This window comes from Nostoc sp. UHCC 0870 (assembly GCF_022063185.1).
Taxonomy (GTDB): Bacteria; Cyanobacteriota; Cyanobacteriia; order Cyanobacteriales; family Nostocaceae; genus Trichormus.
Genome location: NZ_CP091915.1, coordinates 119,353 through 139,904, shown reverse-complemented (window position 1 = coordinate 139,904; position 20,552 = coordinate 119,353). Strand labels below are relative to the sequence as shown.

At 42.2% G+C, this 20,552-nt stretch carries 22 protein-coding genes and 4 pseudogenes; 14 read left to right on the top strand and 12 right to left on the bottom strand.

Features of this window, described 5'->3' with window-relative positions; translation table 11 throughout:
- Positions 1-68: 68 nt before the first annotated feature.
- Together L6494_RS28980 and L6494_RS28975 are read right to left on the bottom strand one after the other, a co-directional pair.
- Complete coding sequence (locus tag L6494_RS28980) at positions 69-647, bottom strand: PspC domain-containing protein (RefSeq protein ID WP_237997122.1); 579 nt, start codon at positions 645-647, stop codon at positions 69-71.
- Positions 648-820: 173 nt separating this feature from the next.
- Positions 821-1,690 carry a hypothetical protein gene (locus L6494_RS28975; protein ID WP_237997120.1) on the bottom strand — a complete coding sequence of 290 codons (870 nt, stop codon included), beginning with the start codon at positions 1,688-1,690 and terminating at the stop codon, positions 821-823.
- A 25-nt stretch (positions 1,691-1,715) separates the two neighbouring features.
- Here L6494_RS28975 and L6494_RS28970 point away from each other — a divergent pair, with 25 nt between their 5' ends.
- Positions 1,716-1,910 (top strand): hypothetical protein, encoded by a 195-nt coding sequence (locus L6494_RS28970; RefSeq protein WP_237997118.1) that lies wholly within the window; start codon positions 1,716-1,718, stop codon positions 1,908-1,910.
- A 156-nt stretch (positions 1,911-2,066) separates the two neighbouring features.
- Here L6494_RS28970 and L6494_RS28965 read toward each other — a convergent pair whose 3' ends face one another.
- The 3 genes from L6494_RS28965 to L6494_RS28955 form a co-directional block, all read right to left on the bottom strand.
- Positions 2,067-2,519, bottom strand: a complete 453-nt coding sequence (locus L6494_RS28965) for a nuclease (RefSeq protein ID WP_237997116.1) — start codon at positions 2,517-2,519, stop codon at positions 2,067-2,069.
- Positions 2,516-2,800: a hypothetical protein gene (locus L6494_RS28960; protein WP_237997114.1), complete on the bottom strand. Its 285-nt coding sequence runs from the start codon at positions 2,798-2,800 to the stop codon at positions 2,516-2,518. The genes L6494_RS28965 and L6494_RS28960 overlap by 4 nt, the downstream gene beginning before the upstream one ends.
- A gap of 475 nt (positions 2,801-3,275) precedes the next feature.
- Positions 3,276-3,512 (bottom strand): DUF433 domain-containing protein, encoded by a 237-nt coding sequence (locus tag L6494_RS28955; protein ID WP_237997112.1) that lies wholly within the window; start codon positions 3,510-3,512, stop codon positions 3,276-3,278.
- 285 nt (positions 3,513-3,797) lie between these two features.
- Here L6494_RS28955 and L6494_RS28950 point away from each other — a divergent pair, with 285 nt between their 5' ends.
- Positions 3,798-4,061: a helix-turn-helix domain-containing protein gene (locus L6494_RS28950; protein ID WP_237997110.1), complete on the top strand. Its 264-nt coding sequence runs from the start codon at positions 3,798-3,800 to the stop codon at positions 4,059-4,061.
- Positions 4,058-4,396: pseudogene (locus L6494_RS28945) on the top strand (hypothetical protein); the annotation flags it as partial. The gene L6494_RS28950 and the pseudogene L6494_RS28945, both read left to right, overlap by 4 nt.
- 153 nt (positions 4,397-4,549) lie before the next feature.
- Here the strand turns inward: L6494_RS28945 and L6494_RS31040 are convergent.
- Together L6494_RS31040 and L6494_RS31035 are read right to left on the bottom strand one after the other, a co-directional pair.
- Complete coding sequence (locus L6494_RS31040) at positions 4,550-5,083, bottom strand: HARBI1 family protein (RefSeq protein WP_237989127.1); 534 nt, start codon at positions 5,081-5,083, stop codon at positions 4,550-4,552.
- Positions 5,084-5,102: 19 nt separating this feature from the next.
- A complete protein-coding gene (locus L6494_RS31035) occupies positions 5,103-5,474 on the bottom strand; it encodes a helix-turn-helix domain-containing protein (protein ID WP_237989128.1) in 372 nt (123 codons plus the stop codon).
- Positions 5,475-5,663: 189 nt separating this feature from the next.
- Between L6494_RS31035 and L6494_RS28935 the strand changes: the two genes are divergently transcribed.
- Entirely contained in the window at positions 5,664-6,122 is a 459-nt protein-coding gene (locus L6494_RS28935; protein ID WP_237997107.1) for a hypothetical protein, read from the top strand.
- On the opposite strand, the gene L6494_RS28930 is transcribed toward L6494_RS28935, so the two are convergent.
- From L6494_RS28930 to L6494_RS28920, 3 genes are all read right to left on the bottom strand, one after another.
- Positions 6,088-7,176 carry a DNA methyltransferase gene (locus L6494_RS28930; protein WP_237997105.1) on the bottom strand — a complete coding sequence of 363 codons (1,089 nt, stop codon included), beginning with the start codon at positions 7,174-7,176 and terminating at the stop codon, positions 6,088-6,090. The genes L6494_RS28935 and L6494_RS28930 overlap by 35 nt on opposite strands.
- A gap of 295 nt (positions 7,177-7,471) precedes the next feature.
- Complete coding sequence (locus L6494_RS28925) at positions 7,472-8,578, bottom strand: ABC transporter permease (protein ID WP_237997096.1); 1,107 nt, start codon at positions 8,576-8,578, stop codon at positions 7,472-7,474.
- Complete coding sequence (locus L6494_RS28920) at positions 8,575-10,527, bottom strand: ATP-binding cassette domain-containing protein (protein WP_237997085.1); 1,953 nt, start codon at positions 10,525-10,527, stop codon at positions 8,575-8,577. Before L6494_RS28920 ends, L6494_RS28925 begins: the two co-directional genes overlap by 4 nt.
- Positions 10,528-11,035: 508 nt before the next feature.
- Here L6494_RS28920 and L6494_RS28915 point away from each other — a divergent pair.
- The 9 genes and pseudogenes from L6494_RS28915 (at position 11,036) to L6494_RS28875 (ending at position 19,396) form a co-directional block, all read left to right on the top strand.
- On the top strand, positions 11,036-11,893 hold the full coding sequence (locus tag L6494_RS28915; RefSeq protein WP_237997076.1) for a DUF6920 family protein: 858 nt from the start codon (positions 11,036-11,038) through the stop codon (positions 11,891-11,893).
- A 42-nt stretch (positions 11,894-11,935) separates the two neighbouring features.
- Positions 11,936-12,880: a DnaJ C-terminal domain-containing protein gene (locus tag L6494_RS28910; protein WP_237997073.1), complete on the top strand. Its 945-nt coding sequence runs from the start codon at positions 11,936-11,938 to the stop codon at positions 12,878-12,880.
- Positions 12,877-13,185, top strand: a complete 309-nt coding sequence (locus L6494_RS28905) for a chaperone modulator CbpM (protein WP_237997065.1) — start codon at positions 12,877-12,879, stop codon at positions 13,183-13,185. The genes L6494_RS28910 and L6494_RS28905 overlap by 4 nt, the downstream gene beginning before the upstream one ends.
- Positions 13,186-13,267: 82 nt before the next feature.
- Positions 13,268-13,579: pseudogene (locus tag L6494_RS28900) on the top strand (ion channel); the annotation flags it as partial.
- Between the two features lie 41 nt (positions 13,580-13,620).
- Positions 13,621-15,343, top strand: a pseudogene (locus L6494_RS28895) (IS1634 family transposase).
- Between the two features lie 221 nt (positions 15,344-15,564).
- A complete protein-coding gene (locus tag L6494_RS28890) occupies positions 15,565-15,975 on the top strand; it encodes a hypothetical protein (RefSeq protein WP_237997053.1) in 411 nt (136 codons plus the stop codon).
- Between the two features lie 427 nt (positions 15,976-16,402).
- Entirely contained in the window at positions 16,403-16,960 is a 558-nt protein-coding gene (locus tag L6494_RS28885; RefSeq protein ID WP_237991029.1) for a recombinase family protein, read from the top strand.
- Between the two features lie 16 nt (positions 16,961-16,976).
- Positions 16,977-18,435: pseudogene (locus tag L6494_RS28880) on the top strand (IS481 family transposase).
- Positions 18,425-19,396, top strand: a complete 972-nt coding sequence (locus tag L6494_RS28875) for an ExeA family protein (RefSeq protein WP_237989512.1) — start codon at positions 18,425-18,427, stop codon at positions 19,394-19,396. The pseudogene L6494_RS28880 and the gene L6494_RS28875 overlap by 11 nt, the downstream one beginning before the upstream one ends.
- Positions 19,397-19,452: 56 nt before the next feature.
- On the opposite strand, the gene L6494_RS30935 is transcribed toward L6494_RS28875, so the two are convergent.
- The gene (locus L6494_RS30935; RefSeq protein WP_269139265.1) at positions 19,453-19,584 is read right to left on the bottom strand and encodes a hypothetical protein; all 132 of its coding nucleotides are present in this window, start codon (positions 19,582-19,584) and stop codon (positions 19,453-19,455) included.
- On the opposite strand from L6494_RS30935, the gene L6494_RS28870 reads away from it, so the two are divergent.
- The gene (locus L6494_RS28870) at positions 19,584-20,216 is read left to right on the top strand and encodes a cation-transporting P-type ATPase (protein ID WP_442947025.1); all 633 of its coding nucleotides are present in this window, start codon (positions 19,584-19,586) and stop codon (positions 20,214-20,216) included. The genes L6494_RS30935 and L6494_RS28870 overlap by 1 nt on opposite strands.
- Here the strand turns inward: L6494_RS28870 and L6494_RS28865 are convergent.
- On the bottom strand, positions 20,153-20,500 hold the full coding sequence (locus L6494_RS28865) for an IS630 transposase-related protein (RefSeq protein ID WP_442947024.1): 348 nt from the start codon (positions 20,498-20,500) through the stop codon (positions 20,153-20,155). The two genes, L6494_RS28870 and L6494_RS28865, sit on opposite strands and share 64 nt — an antisense overlap.
- Positions 20,501-20,552: the final 52 nt, after the last annotated feature.

The following is a 20,552-nucleotide window of genomic DNA, read 5'->3' as shown; positions in this document are numbered from 1 at the left end:
AAAATGTTATCTCTCTAATTTTAAAAAATCTATTTTTTTCAGAGGATTTTGATGATATTTGTGTAGACTCATGATTGTTCTCCTACAGGTTGTTGAGAGCGCGATTCTATGGGGAATGCTAACCAACACCAAAAGTACAGAAAAATAAATCCAGGGATGATGATCGCTAAAATAACGGTAACAATCCGCACACCCATGACTGGTAAATTCCATAGCTGAGAAAGGGCATAACACACACCTGCGAAAACTTTATGACGACTGCGATGAAATACAATCCTTGGTATGACAGGAGTATTAGCATCTGATCGCTTGACCTTGAGAATCAAAGAAATCAGTAGTCCGATCGCACCAAAAATGGCTGATGGAATAGCGAAAATCGCCAGCCAGTGAGCCATGAACATTCCCGAAATCACGTCTCCAAGCCAAGATGAGGACGGACAAATAAAGCGAACTGCTTCTGCTGAACAACCAAAGCGTTCAGCTAAACCCATCCCTCCCCAAGTAACCAGGAATGGAAAAATTCCGTAGAGGATACATATACTCAACAAAACTAAATGTCCACGGGTGGTAAGCGATCGCGTCATGGAGATTGCTGCAAGTGCTGGTCCTACAAGCAACAGGATTGAAATCAAAGGCAAGTAAATCATATATTTTATTAAACTTAAATAAGCTCAAATGAAGGTTTTTGATTTAGATTTGATGGCTGGTTTTTAGGGTCAATCAACGAGCCGAAATCGTTTACCACTTTTGGAGCGTTGTAGATGGGATTTGCAACTCAATCTCCTGATCCATAGCCACAGGTAAAGTCAGGAGAATGCCCTCACTCAGTCGCTATTTGAGGTTTTTCTCTACCAAGTTTCCACAGCAAGATGACACCCAAGCCGAACATATTGACTAGGAAAATTATTAAACTTCCGAAAAATGGAATGAGCGTCAGAATAGTCACCACAGCCAAACCTACCAAAAACTGCTGCTGTAAGGACCAGTGACGATTACTGGCTAGACTTTGACCAACAAAAAGTGCCACGGCTAATGATCCGACTAGAGAAGTGATAATCACCGTCAGACTTAGTAGTGGAATCAAGGGAATACCAATCAGCGTAATCGCTAGAAACACACTCACAAAGATAATGCCGACTATCGCCCCCATTCCCCATAAAACAGCCAAACTGGGGTGTTGACGCAATTTTGTAGCCAAAGAAGGCAGGAACTGGGGATTGGTATGTAAAATAATTAGCCCGAGAATAGCTGCTAGTACGGCGTTACCAATTCTAAAAATGGGACCCAGAGAAATAGCGTAGAAGAAGCTACCTCTACCTCGATGGGAACCATCCATCATCCCATGTCGATCATCGGTGGTATACCTACTACCAATATTCGCACCTTCTTCTTTGACGATTTTGCCGCCAAAGGAGTAAACATCACCCTCTACCTGCACTCCTTTTTTTAGGATGACATCCCCGCCAAATGCGATGGCAGTATTTAAGACTCTGGCATTAGGGGATACTGTAACACTCCCCCCAAAAGCCAAGGCATTTTCGACAACTTGATTCTCTGGTACGGTGACGCTACCACCAAAGCGAATCAGGTTGGTATTGTTGATATTGATGTCAGTCTGCGCTAGGGCATTACCTGCAAATATTAAGCAAATAGTGGCGATAAAACCCAGAATTAATTGTTGCCATTTCATAGATTTTATCCTCGTGAATTACATCATGATGAATTCGCTTCATTGGATAGTTGCATTGCTGCAAACTCAGCCATCCGCAAAAGCAGCAAAGCAAAGACGATTCAGCATTATTCTTCAGGAATTAGATATATTTAAAAATCGGCGATATCACAAAGTGCTTGCCAAGGACATCGCTAATACTCGTTCCGACCTAATAATAAATGAAATTCGTTCTGCCTGAATCTACCCCAGGGATGGACAATTCCATTCCGGCTCTTGGTGAAGATAAACACAAGCCAATAACAAATTGTCTTGCTTACAGCTATTTACCTGAAAACTGCTATAAACTCCGCGACTCGTTAAACTTATTTACTATCAACGCAGTCTTAGGTGGCGATCAACTAGGAGGAATGCTTTGCCACAACTCAGCTGCAACAAACCTCGACAAATGCCCCACATTAGTTGTCGCAATGACAACATTTGGGACTGCGAGAGTCATGGCTTGAGCGACCAAAATCATATCACCGTCAATTGTTTTGTCACCTGCTGTCGGTTGTCCTTGCTGCCGAGCTTGTGCCCAAAACTGAGCCGCTTGCTGCATTGCAATCGTTGTAATTGGCAAATACTCAAGAAACCTGGATAAATCATCTAAACGAGCAATACCCTTTATCTTATTTGCTCGCAATAACTCACGCCGAACCTCGTAATCTGCAATTTCTGGAATAATGACGCGGTTTCCTGCTGTAACGTGAGTCTGAAGCCATTGGGCGCAAGCAATACTCTCAGCAGATAACTTCGGATTTGTAACCAAACCAAGTGGGCCAGTATCTAAAATAATGACTTGGCTCACCAAGTTATACCCTTCATCTCAAGTGGAAACAGCTTGCGCTCGGATAGCCGATCGTCATCTAAAGCATGAATCAAATACTGACCTGTCTCTTGTTGTTCTGCCCCATCCTCATCATCAATCCAAGACTGGAGCAAGTTGACCGCTTCAGTTTGTTTTTGCTTCAACAAAATAGAATTTTCTAAAAGTTGCAATGCCAATACCTCTACCGAAAGCCCGTGTTGATTGGCTTCCTGTAACAGGTACTGCTCTAACTCTGGTGACAGGTCAAGGGTTAGTGTCATAGTTCTTTCGAGAATACGCCTTAATATTGTAACTCTGTAAAGTTAGGAGTTAGGTCTATCCAATACACCAAGGTCTTTCGCCAACCTGCTCCAGGGAATATGTTAGGTGGTGCTGGATACTTTAGCAAGATACTGACTTTTCCCGTTAAGTCATGAAATAACGAAATAACAATGGTTTCAGGCTATATTTGATTATCAATAACTTAACATTAATGACAAGAACTCACGAAAAAATAGGGCTTTGGGCTAGACTTATATTAAGCGATCGCAAACTCTAAAATCTCCAAAAGCAGCAAAGCAAAGACGATTCAGCATTAATATTTAGGAATTAGATATATTTAAAAATCGGCGATACCACAAAGTGGTTGCCAAGGGCATCGCAATCAACTTTTACCATACTCTTGTACGAAAAAAATCTGTCCAACTGCTTTTATATTTTGCTTCATAACCCGCAACAAACGATTCTCTAAGGTTCTTAAACTAAATCATCTTGGGCAATTTCTCGATCGATTTGTTCGGGATTTTGTTCGTAGTAATGCCAAGCTGCACTTAAATCTTCCGCAGTCAATCCAGGATAATTTGCCAATAATTCTTCATCCGGCGCACCTTGTTGACGATATGCTACCAAAGTCCATACGGGAATTCTTGTATTTCTAATTCGCGCTTGTCTCCCGCAAACTCCAGGTGTAATCTGAATCGGATTTTGCAACATTTGCACGTAATTTAATGCTTGGTCAACTAATTCCTCTGGTAGAGCATCGACTGACCAAAAGCTTCAGATGCCCAATCAATAAGGTCAATATAGCGAATACTTTCTAACACCTGCTTGCGGCGATAGATAGCCTTTGTATCACAACCATAGTCTTCTAATCGTCCGCTCCAGCGCGTTGTTGAGATGCGTGAGTGTTGAATCTAACACAGCCATTATCCTGTTTTGGGATTATCCGAAAATAGGTTTATTGTGATGAACGTAAAATATAGTGCAAAAAAAAGCACGATGAAATCTATATCTAGCTATAAGTATGACATATTTCGTCGTTGTATGATTGCGGCTCGAAAAGAAGCACAACTTACTCAGGAATCTCTCGCCAAATCTCTTCAAAAACCGCAATCTTTCGTTGCTAAATATGAGAATGGTGAGCGACGCTTAGATGTTGTTGAGTTTCTCATAGTTACTCGCGTGATTGGCGTAGACCCTTGCGCTATTCTTAAGAAAGTTGAACAACAAATATCTGAAGCATCTTGTGAGGAAAGATTATGAACACACCAGATGTAATCAGACTCGCCTCGCAGTATTTGGCTAATTTATCGGGGCATACGTTTGATGTTTTAGATGTGTCTAAACCAGTGACAGTAAATGCAGCCGTCAATTTAACTAAAGTAATCTCAAAGCTTTCACCTTTACTTGGAAATCTGATCGAATTTAATACCGTTGAATTCTTAAATAAGCAAGATGATTTTGCTGGATTTGGAGTGTGGGAGAGGCAAGATCCAGGGTTTCCAGACACAATTTTTGTCGGGAATATTCAACCAACACCAGGATTGGAGATTAAAGCATGGTTTCCGTTGGCGACAGAAATAACCGCGCGGTTCAAAAGACATCTCCGAAAACAGTCAAAGCCTTTGTTTGGCTAGGCTGTAGCCACTAAATGCAATCATCTTAAATTAGCTATTCTGTACGATGAAATAAGACTTTGAGATATTTGCTGTTGATAATTAGGCAAAAATATCTAGTTATATGCGATAATTTTAACCTGATGATATAGCTGATATTTCTAATGGTAATATTAGCCCTCGAATCCGTAACCTTACTAGCCCACAAATCGTCAAAATTACTTGCTTATATTTGCGGGTATTTAACCTAAATCTCTCTTGGACAACTCGAAAGATTTTGACTGACCGTATTCGATGTTCAACAAAGATTCGTTTAGATGAAAATATTTTGTTCTGTTCTTTCTGTTCAGTTGTTAGTTCTTGATTTCTTGGTTTCTTAATTGGAGTTGTAATTAAATCTTCTCCAAGATATGCCTTATCTCCTTTAAATCTTTGTTTGGCATCAAACTCTGAACGATATTCTCGGAACAAAGTTATATCGCTTTTTGGACCAGGTTCACCTGCCACAACATCAACGATATCACTAGCATCAGGTAAAATAATCATTTGAGTTTTAAATGTATGATTACTCTTCTTACCTGAAAAATATTTCTTTTGTTCATCATTGTCTCTAGGTCTTTCTCTGACTTGTTCATAGCTATCTACTATTAATTCATATTCTGTGAGCATTTCTTTTACTACTTCATAGTCAGAAGCGTTTTTTTTTTACTTGTTCAAGCAAACTTGATGGCAGTAATTCTCGCAAGTTAGGCAACCAATAGTTAAACGTATCGTTGGCTGTAGACTCACTTACTTCAAACTGAATACCTAGAAGTTGAAAGGTTGTCAGATGTCGGAGATACACTAAAGTTAAAATGATTTGTTCAGAAATAGATAATTTTGGTTTCCGACCTCCTCCACCAGCAATAATTCTCACTTTCTTAGATTCCAGTAAAGCTTTTTTTTCATGATATAATCTTTCCCCATTTATGATTAATTGTTGTAACTGTTCATATTCCAGACCTATTAACCTTTGGGTTTGTTTAGGATTCTCTTCAATGTAATTCAGTATATTGCTCATGCTTCTGTGTCAAAATAACGCTTTAATGTTCTTTTATCACAGAATAATACTATTTTGGAGATGTCTAAAGATAGCCAGAATCACTTTCAGTTCGATCAAACTCATGTCGTGATGTTAGCATGGCTACCTGAAAAGATTATTTATGGAAAACCTCGTATTCTAGATGTATGCGTTGTATCTGGATTGTCTGTGGCTCTGGCTAGAGATACTCATTACCATAATCCGCCAGATTATCTTGTTTTAGAACCAGAAGATACAACCCAAAGGACATCAAACCTCCAGCAAACGAACACCAGTGGCTATAAGTTTCAAGGCTCTACCAGTGAGCTTTTAGATGCTCAAAGAATGGTTGAGGCTTGGGGATCTGAAGCGAAAATCTACAAGCCAACTAGAGAATATCAGAAACTTCTACGTGAGTTATTGATACGATACAAGTATAGGCTAGATACCAATTTCGCGAAAATGGACAGAATCGTACATCCTGGTATTGAGGAATTCAAGAAACGTGTTTACAACATTGAAGTCTCTGGTATGACAGTTGGACAATGGAATAGACTTTTATCCAGTCGCCGAGAAGATAGTATCGCAAAATCACTACAAGAGTATTTAGAGATCAAAGAAGAGAGCATTGATGAACTTCTTGATTAAATCGCTGAACTCCGTAATAGAAATAGTCTGGGTCAATCTCACAAGAGTAAGCTTTACGGCTAAGTTTTCGAGCTGCTAGAGAAGCACTAAACAGTCCTCCAAAAGGTTCCCATACTATGTCAGATTCATCACTTGATGATTCAATAATCATACTCATCAAATCAAGCGGTTTCTGGTTAAGATGCAAAGCTTTGCCAGAGCTTGTTTTAACTCTTTCATCGCCGCGTAAGGGTTGGCGTTCCCATACATTAGTAAAACCATGAGGGCATCTAAATTTTGACCGCATCTTACTCCAGTCCTGCCCTGTCAAGGATTGATTACCATTTATAGAGAAATAAGGTTTTCCATCAGGTCTACCATTCTCATTTGCATAATTTACCAGCCTTTCAAACATCTCTGGAGGTGGGAAATACCATAAATGTCCTTGATCGAAATATTTTCTAGTGGCGGCATCCACTACGCCACATGCGTCATTTGCCCGTCGTAACGGCAATTTAGACCGTTTCCATTCATTCAGTAACCAAGCTTTTAGGGTAAGTTCGTTAACTTTAACCTCCCTTACATATTGGACACAAACCTCCGTGACCACTGGAAATCTACGGATTTTTTCTGTGTTAACATTCCCTGCTATGTGACCTTTGCCCTTATTCCAAACGTTGCAATTAACATACCGCCAACCATACTTTTCTAAAATTGGATGTATTACAGCCCAACCAATTTCTGAGTTCCAAAACCAGAGTGTTGTACACGGCATTGCAGCTTTTGACCATTCTTCTATATGAGGTTGATACCAATCCGGTAAATCAATGTGATCAGATGTATCCCCTTCAAAACCAAGAACCCCATAAGCCCCATCCGAAACGATTACCGTAGGTTGCTCCCAGTCTCTATAGTGTTTCAGACTATCGCCTAGAGATAAAGCAACGTATTCATCGCTCCATGCAGAAAAGTTAAGTTTTGCGTTTAGGTTAACAAATTTTCCGCGACCAACTGTACTAGTAGCTTTCCGTTTCAATGTGCTGGGAGCATTTACCTCTGGATTAGATCGATTCATTTATTGACTTGTGTGGGTCTAAGAGTTGGTTGAATATTACTTTATCCTGTTTTGGGATATTGGGAAAGTAGGAAATAACAAAATTAGCCACAAATGTTGCTGCATCAACACAAAACCAAGCACTTCATACAGTTTTATTTCTCTACAAAGAGGTATTAAAACAAGATTTAGATTTGAAGGTTGATGCGGTTCGTGCTAAAAAATCTAAATATTTACCAACGGTTTTTACAAAAGATGAAGTTTTGTTAATTATTCAAAAATTATCTGGCGTACATCAACTTTTAATTAAGTTGCTCTATAGTTGCATTCGCCGCATTCCCCACCAAGCGATCGCAAACTCGACAATTCCCAAAAGCAGCAAAGCACCGATGAGATGCCAAGTTCCAAACCAGCCTGAACCCCGCACAAATACATCCCGACAAAGTTCGATATAATACCGCACGGGAACTAAGTAGGAAGCAATGGAAAATGGAAACGGCACTGTATTGAGGGGAAACAAAAATCCTGCTAGCAAAAAGGCAGTCAGCACTTTAATGGTGCCGATCGCTTGTACAGCCGCGCTTTGGGTGGTAGTAAAAATGCCGATGATTAATCCGAGTTGTACGCTTACCCAGATGAATATGGGAGTGCCAATAATTAAGGGGGTGGGATCGCCAATCACGCGGACTTGAAACAACAAAAAACCGACAATAAACAGAATTAAAGCTTCTCCCAATCCCACGAGGGTATATGCCAAGGATTTACCTAGCAATAGTTCCGAGGCACTGAGGCTAGAGGCGTAAAGCTGTAGAATTGTCCCTTGTTCTTTTTCTCGCACTAATGCGATCGCTATCAACAACGGCGGAAAGATGGCTAAAATCACTCCGTAACTTCCAGGTACAATAAATAATGATTCCTGTCGTCCCGGATTAAACCAAAGTCGCACTTGAGAAATTACACCAACAGAGTCAGCAAGTTTACTGAGTTGGGCTTGTACAACTGACAAAGTTGTTCCCTGAATCGCCAATCTTGTTACCCGTGCGTTGATCACATCACTGCCATCAATCACAACTTGCAGATTTCCAGTTTTACCCGCTTGTACCTCAGCAGTAAAGTCTGGTGGAATGGTGACTTGCACTTGAGCCGTTCCCCGGTCGATGGCATCGGGAAAGCGTTCGCCTTGCCATTGTGCTGGGACAAATAAATTGGTGGCGTACAGTCGTTCAACATAACTCCGGCTGAAGCTTGTCTGATCGAGATCGCGCACCGCCAGAGCAATGTTTTTCGCTTCCAGGCGAATTGCATAGCCAATAATTAGCAGCGCAATTACAGGTAAAATGAATGCCAGGGCAACACCTAAGCGATCGCGCACAAACTGCTCTAATTCTTTGAATAATTGATTGCGAATCCGGCGAATCATCATGGCGGCGCACCTCCGGCTCGTTGCACTTCCCCAATAAAGGCATCTTCTAGGGAAAATGGCATCGGTTGAATATCTGTAAGAGACAGATTTGCCGATTGCAGATAAGACCGCACTTGGGGCAGTTCTGCGGTAGGATGATCGAGAACAACGTGGAGGCGATCGCCAAAAATGGAAACGCGCCACGGTTCGAGAAATTGCCGTAAGCGATCGTAACTTCCTTGCAGTTCGCCAATTTTTAACTCAAATAATTGACCAGGTTGTGCGGCTTTAATCTCACTGGCAGAACCTTCAGCAACTTTCCGCCCTTCAACCATAAAACACATCCGGCTACATTGTTCCGCTTCGTTCATATAATGGGTTGTCACCAAAATTGCCGTCCCATGACGAGCAAAATCATTAATCAATTGCCAAAATTGCTGTCGTGCTAAAACATCTACGCCAGAAGTTGGTTCATCTAAAAACAAAATTTCCGGTTCATGGATGACGGATGCGCCAAATGCTACCCGTTGCTTCCATCCACCGGGGAGTTGTCTTGTCAGTAAATGTTCTTGTCCTTCTAATCCCGAAATGGATAACACCCAACTAATTTTTTCTCGCTGCTGACGGGGTGGAATGCCATAAACCCCGCTATAGAACTGCAAATTTTCCAGAATGGTTAAATCATCGTAGAGGGTGAACTTCTGACTCATATAGCCGATGCGTTGCCGCAATTCTGCACTGCGAAGATTACCTGTTTCTCCAGCCAGAGACATTTCGCCAGAACTAATTGGTAATAGTCCACATAGCATTTTGATGGCGGTGGTTTTTCCCGCTCCATTTGCACCCAGAAGTCCATAAACATCGCCATAGCGGATATCAAGATTCAAATCCACAACGGCGTGAAAAGAACCAAAAACGCGATTGAGATTCTGTGCAGATATGGCTATTTTCGCCTTTGCAGGTTCAGATATTGCCAAGCTTTTGACTCGCGGAAATGCCAGAGATTTTGGTACAGAACCTTTTTGGCGTAAGAGTGTGGTGAAAACGTTCTCTAGTGTGGGTGATTCTGGTTGAATTTGCTCGAACTGTACATTGTTTTGAGTCAAGCGATCGCGCACAAAGGCAATTCCCGATTTCACATCTTTTACCAAAACTTCCAGGCGATCGCCTAGTGTAGACACCTCTACAATTTCACCTGTGACAATCAGGGCTTTTTCTGCTTGAATTAGCTGCGAAGTGCGGATAATTAAGCGATTTAAGCCTAAATTCCCCTTGAGTTCTGAGGGAGAACCCATTTGCTGAATTTGTCCGTTGTAAATTAATGCCACGCGATCGCACCGTTCGGCTTCATCTAGATCGGGAGTCGCAACTAGTACGGTAATATTTTGGGCAGTTAATCCAGCCAGAATGTCCCAAAACTCACGCCTAGCAATGGTATCTACTCCAGTTGTTGGCTCATCGAGCAATAATACTTGCGGTTCAGCAATTAATGCACAGCACAAGGCTAACTTTTGCTTCATCCCACCGGAAAGACGACCGGCAAGGCGATCGCGGAATGAATCGAGTTGCATCAACTTAAGATACTTGGTGCGTCGTGCTTCAAGTTGATTTTCGGGGACAAGTCGCAATCCTGCACTGTAATAGATATTTTCATCCACACTCAGATCGGGATAAAGAGAAAATTGTTGAGTTAAATATCCAGCGTAATTTCGCGCATCGCGGGCAGGTAATCCCAGAATTTTAGCATCACCTGCGGTAGCCTCCATCACGCCACCCAAAATATTGAATGTGGTTGTCTTACCTGCACCATCAGGCCCAATCAATCCAAACAATTCGCCACGGCGGATTTGCAGATCGAGTCCGCGAATTGCAATGGTTTTACCATAGTGTTTGTAGAGTCCCCGAATGTCGATTGTCACCTCATTTAAGTTTAAAGAAGCAGCAGGAATTAACTCATGGGAAAGTTTCATAGGCTAAAACCTTGCTCAAAGAATAAAGACTAATCGTCACGTTGTTGCGATCTGAATTCAAAATTCAAAATTCAAATCCTCCTTTTTCCCTATTGACTGTTAAGCGTTGACAGTCAACAAACCTACATACGATATTTCACAAATCATTTAGGACTGCTATCTATCCATTTATTTTCGCTTGTTTTGGTAAAAATAAGTATAAAATTTTTCAGTTAAATATCATGTTTAATTCAATGATTTCATTATGTATGAATTGTCCGTATTCTTATAAATATTTCCAAAGGAATAGATGACATTATTTTTATTTACCTATTCAGATACAGGAAGTATTTGATGTTTTATGCTTTAGTGGAAAATTAGGGAAGTAGTCAGTGATTTTGTGGAGGTTGATAATTATCTTACAAGTTGGCTAGCTAAATACACAAAGTTAATCTATAAAACTATTTTTATAATCATTCTTATCATCACAATTTATCAACTTCTGAATTAACAAATATAGGTAAGGATCATGTGGATTAGATGGATTGCAATTATTGGTGTTTTCATCATAGTCTGCTTGGGAATTGCAGCCATTTATAGTGGTTATCGGTGGCAGTTGGATACTGATAAATTACGCGCCAGATTAACAAATGGACAGGAAATAATTAAGCCCAAAATCTATGACCAAAAGGAAATTGAAGGCTTACCAGCCCCTGTACAGCGATTCTTTCGGACTGTGCTTAAGGATGGACAAGCGATCGCATCTGCGGTCAAACTCTCTCAGCAGGGGCAGTTCAATATGAGTGAAACTGAGGCAAAGTGGAGTAAGTTTACCGCCACACAGCTTGTGATCACCCAGCACCCCGGTTTTGATTGGGATGCACGTATTCAGATGGCTCCCGGAGTGAATGCCTTTGTCCATGATACCTATCTGTTAGGAGAAGGCAACTTACAGGCTTCATTATTCGGTCTTTTCACCGTTGCCAAAATGCACGGTACGCCTGAATCGAATCAAGGTGAATTATTGCGGTTTTTTGCAGAGACGGCGTGGTATCCCACGGCTCTGTTACCTAGTCAGGGTGTGCGCTGGGAGGCGATTGATGACACATCCGCTCGCGCTACTATGACCGATGGTACAACAACTGTTTCCCTTGTATTTCAGTTTAATGACGAAGGGGCTATCGCCACTATTCGGGCTGAGGGTCGTTATCGAATGGATGGCGATAAGCTGACTGCGATGCCTTGGGGCGGCAGATTTGGGGAATATTCAGTTCGCAATGGGATGCTGATTCCCTTAAAAGGTGAAGTGGGATGGGAGCATCCAGAAGGCACTCGGCTCTATTTTAAAGGAAAGATTACAGAAATTAGCTATGAGTTCGCGGCATGAATTGCACCCATCGGAAAATAACCCATAATTGAGAGGTCAGTAATGCCAACTGCAACGGATTTTAAAGACTATTACGCAGTTCTGGGAGTCAACAAAACCGCAACCCCTGAAGAAATTAAACGCGCTTACCGCAAACTTGCCCGAAAATATCATCCTGACCTCAATCCTGGAGATAAAGATGCAGAAGCGAAGTTCAAAGACCTGAACGAAGCGAATGAGGTACTTTCTGATCCAGAAAAGCGGCAGAAATATGATCGCTTTGGTCAGCACTGGAATAATCCTGGTTACACTGAAGCGCCACCACCCAGTTCCACTAATGTTGGTACAACTGACTTCGATCAGTACAGCGATTTTGATTCGTTTATCAACGATCTGCTGGGTCGAACGAGACGTAAAACCTCCACTGGTGGCTTTGATGATTTTAGTGGTGGATTTCGTTCTCAAGCCCCTGCACCGGATACTGAAGCCGCCATTGCCCTGACATTTTCCGAAGCGTTTCACGGTGTTCAAAAACGGCTGCAACTCGATGAGGAAACAATCAACGTCCGTATTCCCTCGGGTGCAAAGCCTGGGAGTAGAATTCGCATCAAAGGTAAAAGTCGTCCTAGTCCATTCTCTCAACAGCGTGGCGATTTATATTTAACTATCGAAGTGTTACCCCATCCCTTCTTTCGATTTGAGGGCGATAACCTGGTTTGCGAAATTCCCATTCGCCCTGATGAAGCGGTTTTAGGCGCAGAAATTAGCGTACCAACCCCCGATGGTAGCGTAACGATGAAAATCCCTAAAGGAGTGCGATCGGGGCAATCCCTCAGACTGCGCGGCAAAGGCTGGACATTGCCAAAAGGGGGACGAGGTGACTTATTTGCCAAACTTCAGATTGTCACGCCGCAAGATCTGAGTGCGATCGAGGAAGAATACTACGAAAAAATCCAGGCAAATACTAGCTTTAACCCACGTACCCAATTAGAGGAGATTAAGTTATGACCTTCAGCCTTTCAAAAACCGTGGTTTCACTCGAAGGCGAACAACTCTACACCTTTGAATATGCCGCATCAATAACTGAGACTTCGATGAGCATTGTGCAGGTTTACGTTGAGTTAGGCGTAATCGAACCCATTGGTGATTTGCTGCATTCCCGTGCGATCGCGCGAATTGCTCAGATTCAACGCTTGCGTCAAGATTTAGGGCTAAACTTAGTCGGAGCGGCAATGGTGCTAGATATGGCGACGGAAATTGCCCAATTACGGGCGCAGCTAAAGGTGTATCAGTCTCATCCTTCAGCTATCTGAACCAACGCTCAAAGCCGACGTTAGATCAAGAGCGCAGTGAGGTACTGCAACAGTTAGAAGATTGGCTAGAAACGCCGATGTTGGTGCTGGGCTGTGGTGGACAGCAATGGTGATGACTACGATTGGGTCTGATTACTTTCCGAAAACGGCAGAAGGGCGGGTACTATGTTTTTTCCTGGCACTGTATGCGTTTGCGATCAGTGGTTATGTGACAGCAACTTTGGCAACATTCTTTGTAGGTCAGGATGCAGAGAATAATGAAGCAGAACTAGCTGGTGTGAAATCAATTAAAGCCTTGCAAACAGAAATTACCGCACTGCGAACTGAGATTCAAGCTTTAACACTCCAGGTTCGCCCATTTTTTTCTGAGTTAGCCAAAAAAGTATACCTATAGACATATTCCAAAAGAAACCAAGTAGGTATAAGTTCGGGTTCATGGCAAAAGAACCCATAATTACAAACGAACGAGTTGATGATATACCCTTACTGCTAAGACAACTGGAGCATATGGGAGTAGAACAACTAATCGATAAACATTTTCCATGTCATGGAAACTGGCAAGGACTAAACCTAGGTAGTGTGGTGGTAATTTGGTTAACACACATATTATCGCAAGCAGACCACCGTTTGAACCATGTTCAAGCTTGGGTGAGTAAGCGGTTAGAAACGTTAAAAAGCTTGACGGACGAATCTTTACGCTCACTAGATTTGGCAGATGACCGTCTGCAAGCAGTATTACGTTACCTATCTATAGATGCAAACTGGTGTTCATTTGAGTCGGAACTAGGAAGTAGTTTGTTGCGGGTGTACGATATTGTCCCAGAACAGGTGCGGTTAGATAGTACAACAGCTTCAAGTCATTGTGGAGTAAACCCACAAGGGTTATTTCAATGGGGTCACAGCAAAGACAATCGTCCGGATTTGGCGCAAGTGAAAATAATGCTATCGACATTAGACCCATTAGGAATGCCAATAGCGACGGAAATATTGTCAGGAGAAAAAGCAGATGACCCATTATATATTCCAGCAATAGATAAAGTACGTTCAACACTAAAAAAGTCAGGATTGTTATATATTGGTGACTGTAAAATGTCATCAATAAAGACAAGAACTCATATAGTATGGGGCGGAGATTTTTACTTATGTCCTTTAACAGCCAAGCAAGTATCTAACGAAGAACTAAGCAAATATCTCCAACCAGTTTGGGATGGTCAACAAGAACTAACAACTATAGATTACGAATATGCAGATGCAAAAAGCAAAAACATAGCTGATGGCTTTGAAAGAGAGATTATCCATGAAATAGAGATTGATGGACAAGAAATATCTTGGTCGGAAAGACAATTAATTGTGCGCTCGTTTGCGATTCAAAAAACAGCAGAAAAACATCTACGTGAACGAATACAGAAAACAGTAGATGCTCTAGAACAACTGAAAGTGCCTCGACGTGGCAAGAAAAAGCTCACTTCACACTTGGAATGGTTAGAAATATGTGAAGCTATTCTCAACAAATATAAAACCAGTGGATTATTTCAAGTTGATATTCAAACAAAAAAAGTTAAAAAAGTTCAACAAAGATACCGAGACCGCCCAGCTAGAATAGTAGAAGAAGTATCGTTTGACCTGAGTTTTAAGATTGACGAATCCGCAGTTAAAGCACAAATCCAAATGTTAGGCTGGCGGGTTTACGTTACAAATAAACATCAAACTGAATTTAGTTTAAAACAAGCAGTTCGTGCCTATAGAGATGAGTACTTAATGGAACGAGGATTTGCGAGGCTGAAAAACTTTCCTCTTTCCTTGACTCCGATGTATTTACAACGTGAAGACCATATTACTGGTTTAATCAGACTACTTTCTATTGGTTTGCGAGTTTTAAACCTTTTAGAATTTCAGGTTCGCCACAATCTAGAAAAAGAGAAAGAAAAACTTGCGGGTCTCTATGTTGGCAATCCGAAGCGAGAAACTGCAAGACAAGGGCGCAGAAATAATTCTGGCTGCATTTAAAGAGATTACATTGCTATTGATTGAGGTTAAAAACGAAATTTATGCTCACTTGACTGCTCTTTCACCTTTGCAAAAGCGTATTCTTGCTTTACTGGGCTTTCCAATCAGTATTTACACCCAACTTGATGGTCAATCTTTTACTCCTGAGTAGTCTTTCTTCTAACTCCCAAAAAAATGGGCGAACTGGGAGTTAACACGTCGAGATTTAAATAATTCGTAATTCGTAATTAAGTTTTGTATCGTATTCAATCAATTTATTCAGGAAATAAAACAACCGCCTATCACAGTAAAATCATAAGCCAAAGTTGTTAATTTCACTGTGGTAAGCAGTTCTAAAATTCAATGTGGAACTAGTGAACAAAGGATATATCAATGAAAACAAAAGTAGGGCTGTGGATTGACCATAGGAAAGCTATTGTCGTGACTGTTACGGAGAAAGGGGAAGAGATAAATGAGATTATATCGGAGGTAGAAAAACAGCCCCGGCGTTCTGGTGATTCACCCCTTAAAGGTGCTTATGAATCGCGTCAAGTACCCGCAGATGATAGCCGCCAGAGAAATTTTACGGGGCAACTCAACATTTACTATGATGCGGTCATTGCATATATTCGTGATGCAGAGTCTATTCTAATATTTGGGCCGGGTGAGGCAAAGGATGAACTCAAAGAACGTCTTGAAGTAAATCACCTCTCTAGCCGTGTTGTAGGTATTGAAACAGTTGACAAGATGACAGATCGTCAGATTGCGGCGAAGACTCAACAGCACTTTGCCAAGTCGCGTTAAGTGTAGCGACCTGCAATGCTAATCGCTCAAACCTGCAATCATGACATTTACAAACCAGGATTAAATGCAACTATAATTACGCTTCAGCCAGGATTATTTGCAACTGAGCCAGGATTAATTGCAACCAACCTGCAATCATCGGTTTGAGCCAGGATTATTTGCAACTAACCGAAAGTCCCATCAAACGGTAGGCAAGAAAGTTTGCTCAAAAAACCCTTTGACTTATAAAAAAAAATAGTTGAATTTCAGCCAGGATTAACTGCAACTATAAAGGTAAAAGAAACGACCGTTTTCTTTACCACTATGATTGATATCCAAGTCCCCCTAGAATCGGCTCAAGTTTGGTAACGAAACTCGGTAAAAATATTATCGGCAACATATACTGTGAGGTAACGGGTTTATTTACTGACTTGTTGGGGTTCAAGTAATGTTGATCGGCTACGCGCGAGTTTCAACAGATGACCAAAAATTGAACCTGCAAATGGATGCCTTGCAGCAAGCTGGTTGTGCAAAAATTTACTCAGATCATATAAGTGGAGTGAAAGCAGCAAGACCTGGACTAAACCAAGCACTGGAAGTAGCAAGGACTGGTGATGTCCTAGTGGTGTGGAGGTTAGACCGCCTGGGAAGGTCGCTCAAAGACCTAATCGAAATCATATCCCAGTTAGATGATAGAGGAATTGAACTCTCTAGTTTGTCAGAATCCATTACTACCACTAATAACAGTGGCAGGCTAATTTTCCATCTGTTCGGTGCATTGGCAGAATTTGAACGCAATCTCATCCGTGAACGCACAACGGCGGGTCTTGTAGCAGCGCGTGCGCGTGGTCATAAGGGAGGTAGACCAAAAGCACTAGACCGAGCAAAACGCCAATTAGCAGTAAAGCTTTATACCGAAAGGCAACACACCATTGTTGAAATCTGTAGACTCATGGGGATTTCTAAACCAACTCTCTATAACTACATCGCTGAGATAAAAACATAACATGGCACACAAGGAAATCCCGGTAGAGGCACTCATCAACTTACGCCACCGCCTCGACGGATTACCAAGTCGTTGCCAAGAGCGTCGAATTCTCATTGAACAGACATCTGCTCTATACGGTGTGTCAACAGATACTCTGTATCGCGCTCTGCGTAACTTATCACGCCCCAAATCCATCAACCGCTCAGATAGTGGAACACCTCGAAAGCTATCACAGGCTGAAATGGAACTTTACTGTGAAATCATTGCGGCGATGAAAATCCGCACCAGTAATAAGAAAGGGCGACACCTCTCAACTGCACGGGCGATTGAACTACTGGAAGATTTTGGGATGGATACACCAAATGGCTTTATCCAACCGAGCAAGGGTACGTTAACTAGAAGTACCGTCAACTATTACTTGAAAGTATGGGGATATGACAATGAACGAATGACCCGGCAACCTCCGGCGGTGCGTTTTCAGGCAGAATACAGCAATGAATGTTGGCATTTCGACCTGAGTCAGTCTGATTTGAAACACGTAAAGCAGCCATTGTGGGTGGATGCGGGTAAAGGTAATCCCCTGCTGATGCTTTATAGCGAATGTCATGGACTGCCTAAGAATCAAGCTAGTCACGCATCTGCCCAATGGCAAGGATGGTCGTCGGGTGACAGCTCGTTCCAAGGGCAAAGTAGAAAGACCGTTTCGGACGGTAAAAGAAGCTTACGAAACTCTGTATCACTTTCACGAACCGGAAAACGAGGTAGAGGCTAACCTTTGGTTGCGCCAGTATCTGTTGCTTTACAACGATAAGCCACACCGAGAGTCCCCACATTCGCGCATAGAAGATTGGCTGCGAAATCTCCCCAAGTCAGGTTTACGCGCAATGTGCAGTTGGGAGCGATTCTGTAACTTTGCCCGCGAACCGCAACGTAGAAAGGTTGGTTCCGATGCCAGGGTATCAATTGAAGGCGTAGCTTATGAGGTAGAGCCAGACTTGGCTGGTGAAACTGTCGTCCTTTGGTGGGGTTTATTTGACAACGAGCTATATGTTGAGTTTAGCGATCGCCGCTACGGCCCATTTTACCCGGTTGATGGGCCAATTCCATTACATCGCTATCGCAAACACAAAAAAACTAAAACCGAAGAACGGGCAGACAGGATTGCGGATTTAGCAAAGAAACTGGGTTTGCCACGGACAGCATTGGACAAAAATGCCGATCTCCAATTTCTAGTGGACAAGTATAAAGAACTTGAGCCGACTGTCACACCTTTTAACGACCCAGACCCATTCCAAGAATTTACATATCCCAGCATAATATTCGCTAAATTGGCGATTTCAGATTATCTAGCGCAGCCGTTGGCCAAATTATCTCCTGAACAAATGGCATTTATTAATGCACTGCTAACTGAAACCCTCAACAAAAAAGTGATTATTGACCGGGTAAGGGAGTATTTCCAAAAGCCAAAAGGAGGGGAACAAAATGCTTACTGAGGTCATGGAACACTTTAGTTTGGTTAAGGAGTTTCCCAAAGCTGGGTACTACGAGACTGAACACCAAAAACAAATGTTCAAGGATATTAAAGTGGCAATTCATTCGGGGAAGTTGGTTGCCATTACAGGAATTATCGGGTGTGGTAAAACAACGACTTTACGACGTTTGTTTGACGTTTTGGAGAAAGAAGGTAAAATTACCGTCTCAAAATCGCTTTCTGTGGATAAAGACCGAGCGACACTACCCACTCTGATTGCTGCCTTATTCTATGATTTATCCACAGATAAGGAAATTAAAATTCCGAAAGACGGCGAAAAACGGGAACGGGAATTACGTGACCTGATTAGAAAAGGTAAAAAGCCTGTAGCACTGTTTGTGGATGAGGCTCATGACCTACATTACAGTACGCTGACGGGACTTAAACGTTTAATCGAGGTAGTTGAAGACGGTGGTGGCACACTTTCGGTAGTGCTGGCTGGTCATCCCAAACTGAAAAATGATTTGCGCCGTCCCACGATGGAGGAAATTGGGTATCGGGCGACGGTCTTCTCTTTGGAGGGGATTGTCGGTAATCAACGAGAATATATTGAATGGTTGGTATCTGAATGTACTACGGATGATACTTCTATCAGTGACATACTAGAGGCCTCTGCTATTGAATTACTTGCTGCGCGGTTGAGAACTCCACTACAAATCGAACAACATTTGACACTAGCTTTAGAGGCTGCGTACCGAGTTGCAGTCAAGCCTGTTACTACGGTGATTATTGAGTCGGTGCTATCGAAGCTTCTTGATGATTTGGAACCAACTCTCACTCGGCATGGCTATAACGTGAGGGATTTGGCTGAACAGTTCAATGCCAAACCGGCTGAAATTAAGTTGTTGTTTCGTGGTCAACTTGACCCAATGCGTGCGCGGGAGTTGCAGGAGCAAATGTTGGCGGCGGGATTGCCACTTTGAACTAATTGAAAGCGCAATTTCCAGCAGGTTCATTTATAGTTGCAAATAATCCTGGCTCAAACCGATGATTGCAGGTTGGTTGCAGATAATCCTGGCTCAGTTGCAAATAATCCTGGCTGAAGCGTAATTATAGTTGCATTTAATCCTGGTTTGTAAATGTCATGATTGCAGGTTTGAGCGATTAGCATTGCAGGTCGCTACAGTTAAGCACCCAAAAGATTTACCGAAAATCAAACCGATGAATCCCCAACTCTCCGCATTTTGGAGCTTGTCCACGGATCAAGTGCTTCAGCAGACGCACTCTAAAACCTCTGGGTTAAGCCGTCAAGATGCCAAACAACGCCTGAGCGAGTACGGCGCAAACAGCCTCAAACAAAAACACAAATCGAGCGCATGGATGCTGTTGCTTAATCAGTTCAAGAGTCCGATTATCTTGATTCTGATTTTTGCGGCGGTGCTATCGATTTTTCTGAAAGATGCGGCAGATGCCATAATCATTTTGGCGATCGTTCTGATCAGTGGGCTATTAGGATTTTGGCAAGAGCGAGGAGCCTCGAATGCTGTCGAAAAATTATTGGCATTAGTGCAAGTTAAAGCAACTGTTTTGAGGGATGGGGAATCTCAAGAAATCCCCACCGAGGAAATAGTCAGGGGCGACATTGTAGTGCTTTGTGCGGGTAAAAATATTCCAGGTGACTGTCTCGTTTTAGAGTCGAAAGATTTATCAGTGGATGAAGCAGCACTGACAGGAGAAACCTATCCAGTTGACAAGTTACGACTATTACGAATCTTCTGTAATGCCCGGGAAATCGTTCGCTGACTAATCGGAACTTCCCATAACTGTGCCATCTCTGCTTGAGTTTTATCTCCATGTGCTTTAACAAATACCCGAAACTTCTCCCAATCACTGATTTTGCTGTTCTGTTGGGATGCTTGCCTCGGCTTTGGCTTAATTTCCCCTGTTTCGGCTTTGCGCTCAAACCACAAGTTAATTGTATTGCGACTGATATTAAATAGTTGGCTCGCCTCACTTTTCTTGAGACCATCCAACTCAATCGCTTGCATTACTTTTTGCCGGAAGTCATTACTGTAAGGTTTAGCCATTGAAATCGGGTAGTCCGAAAGTAATCATTATACTCTACGTCCTAACTTGGCT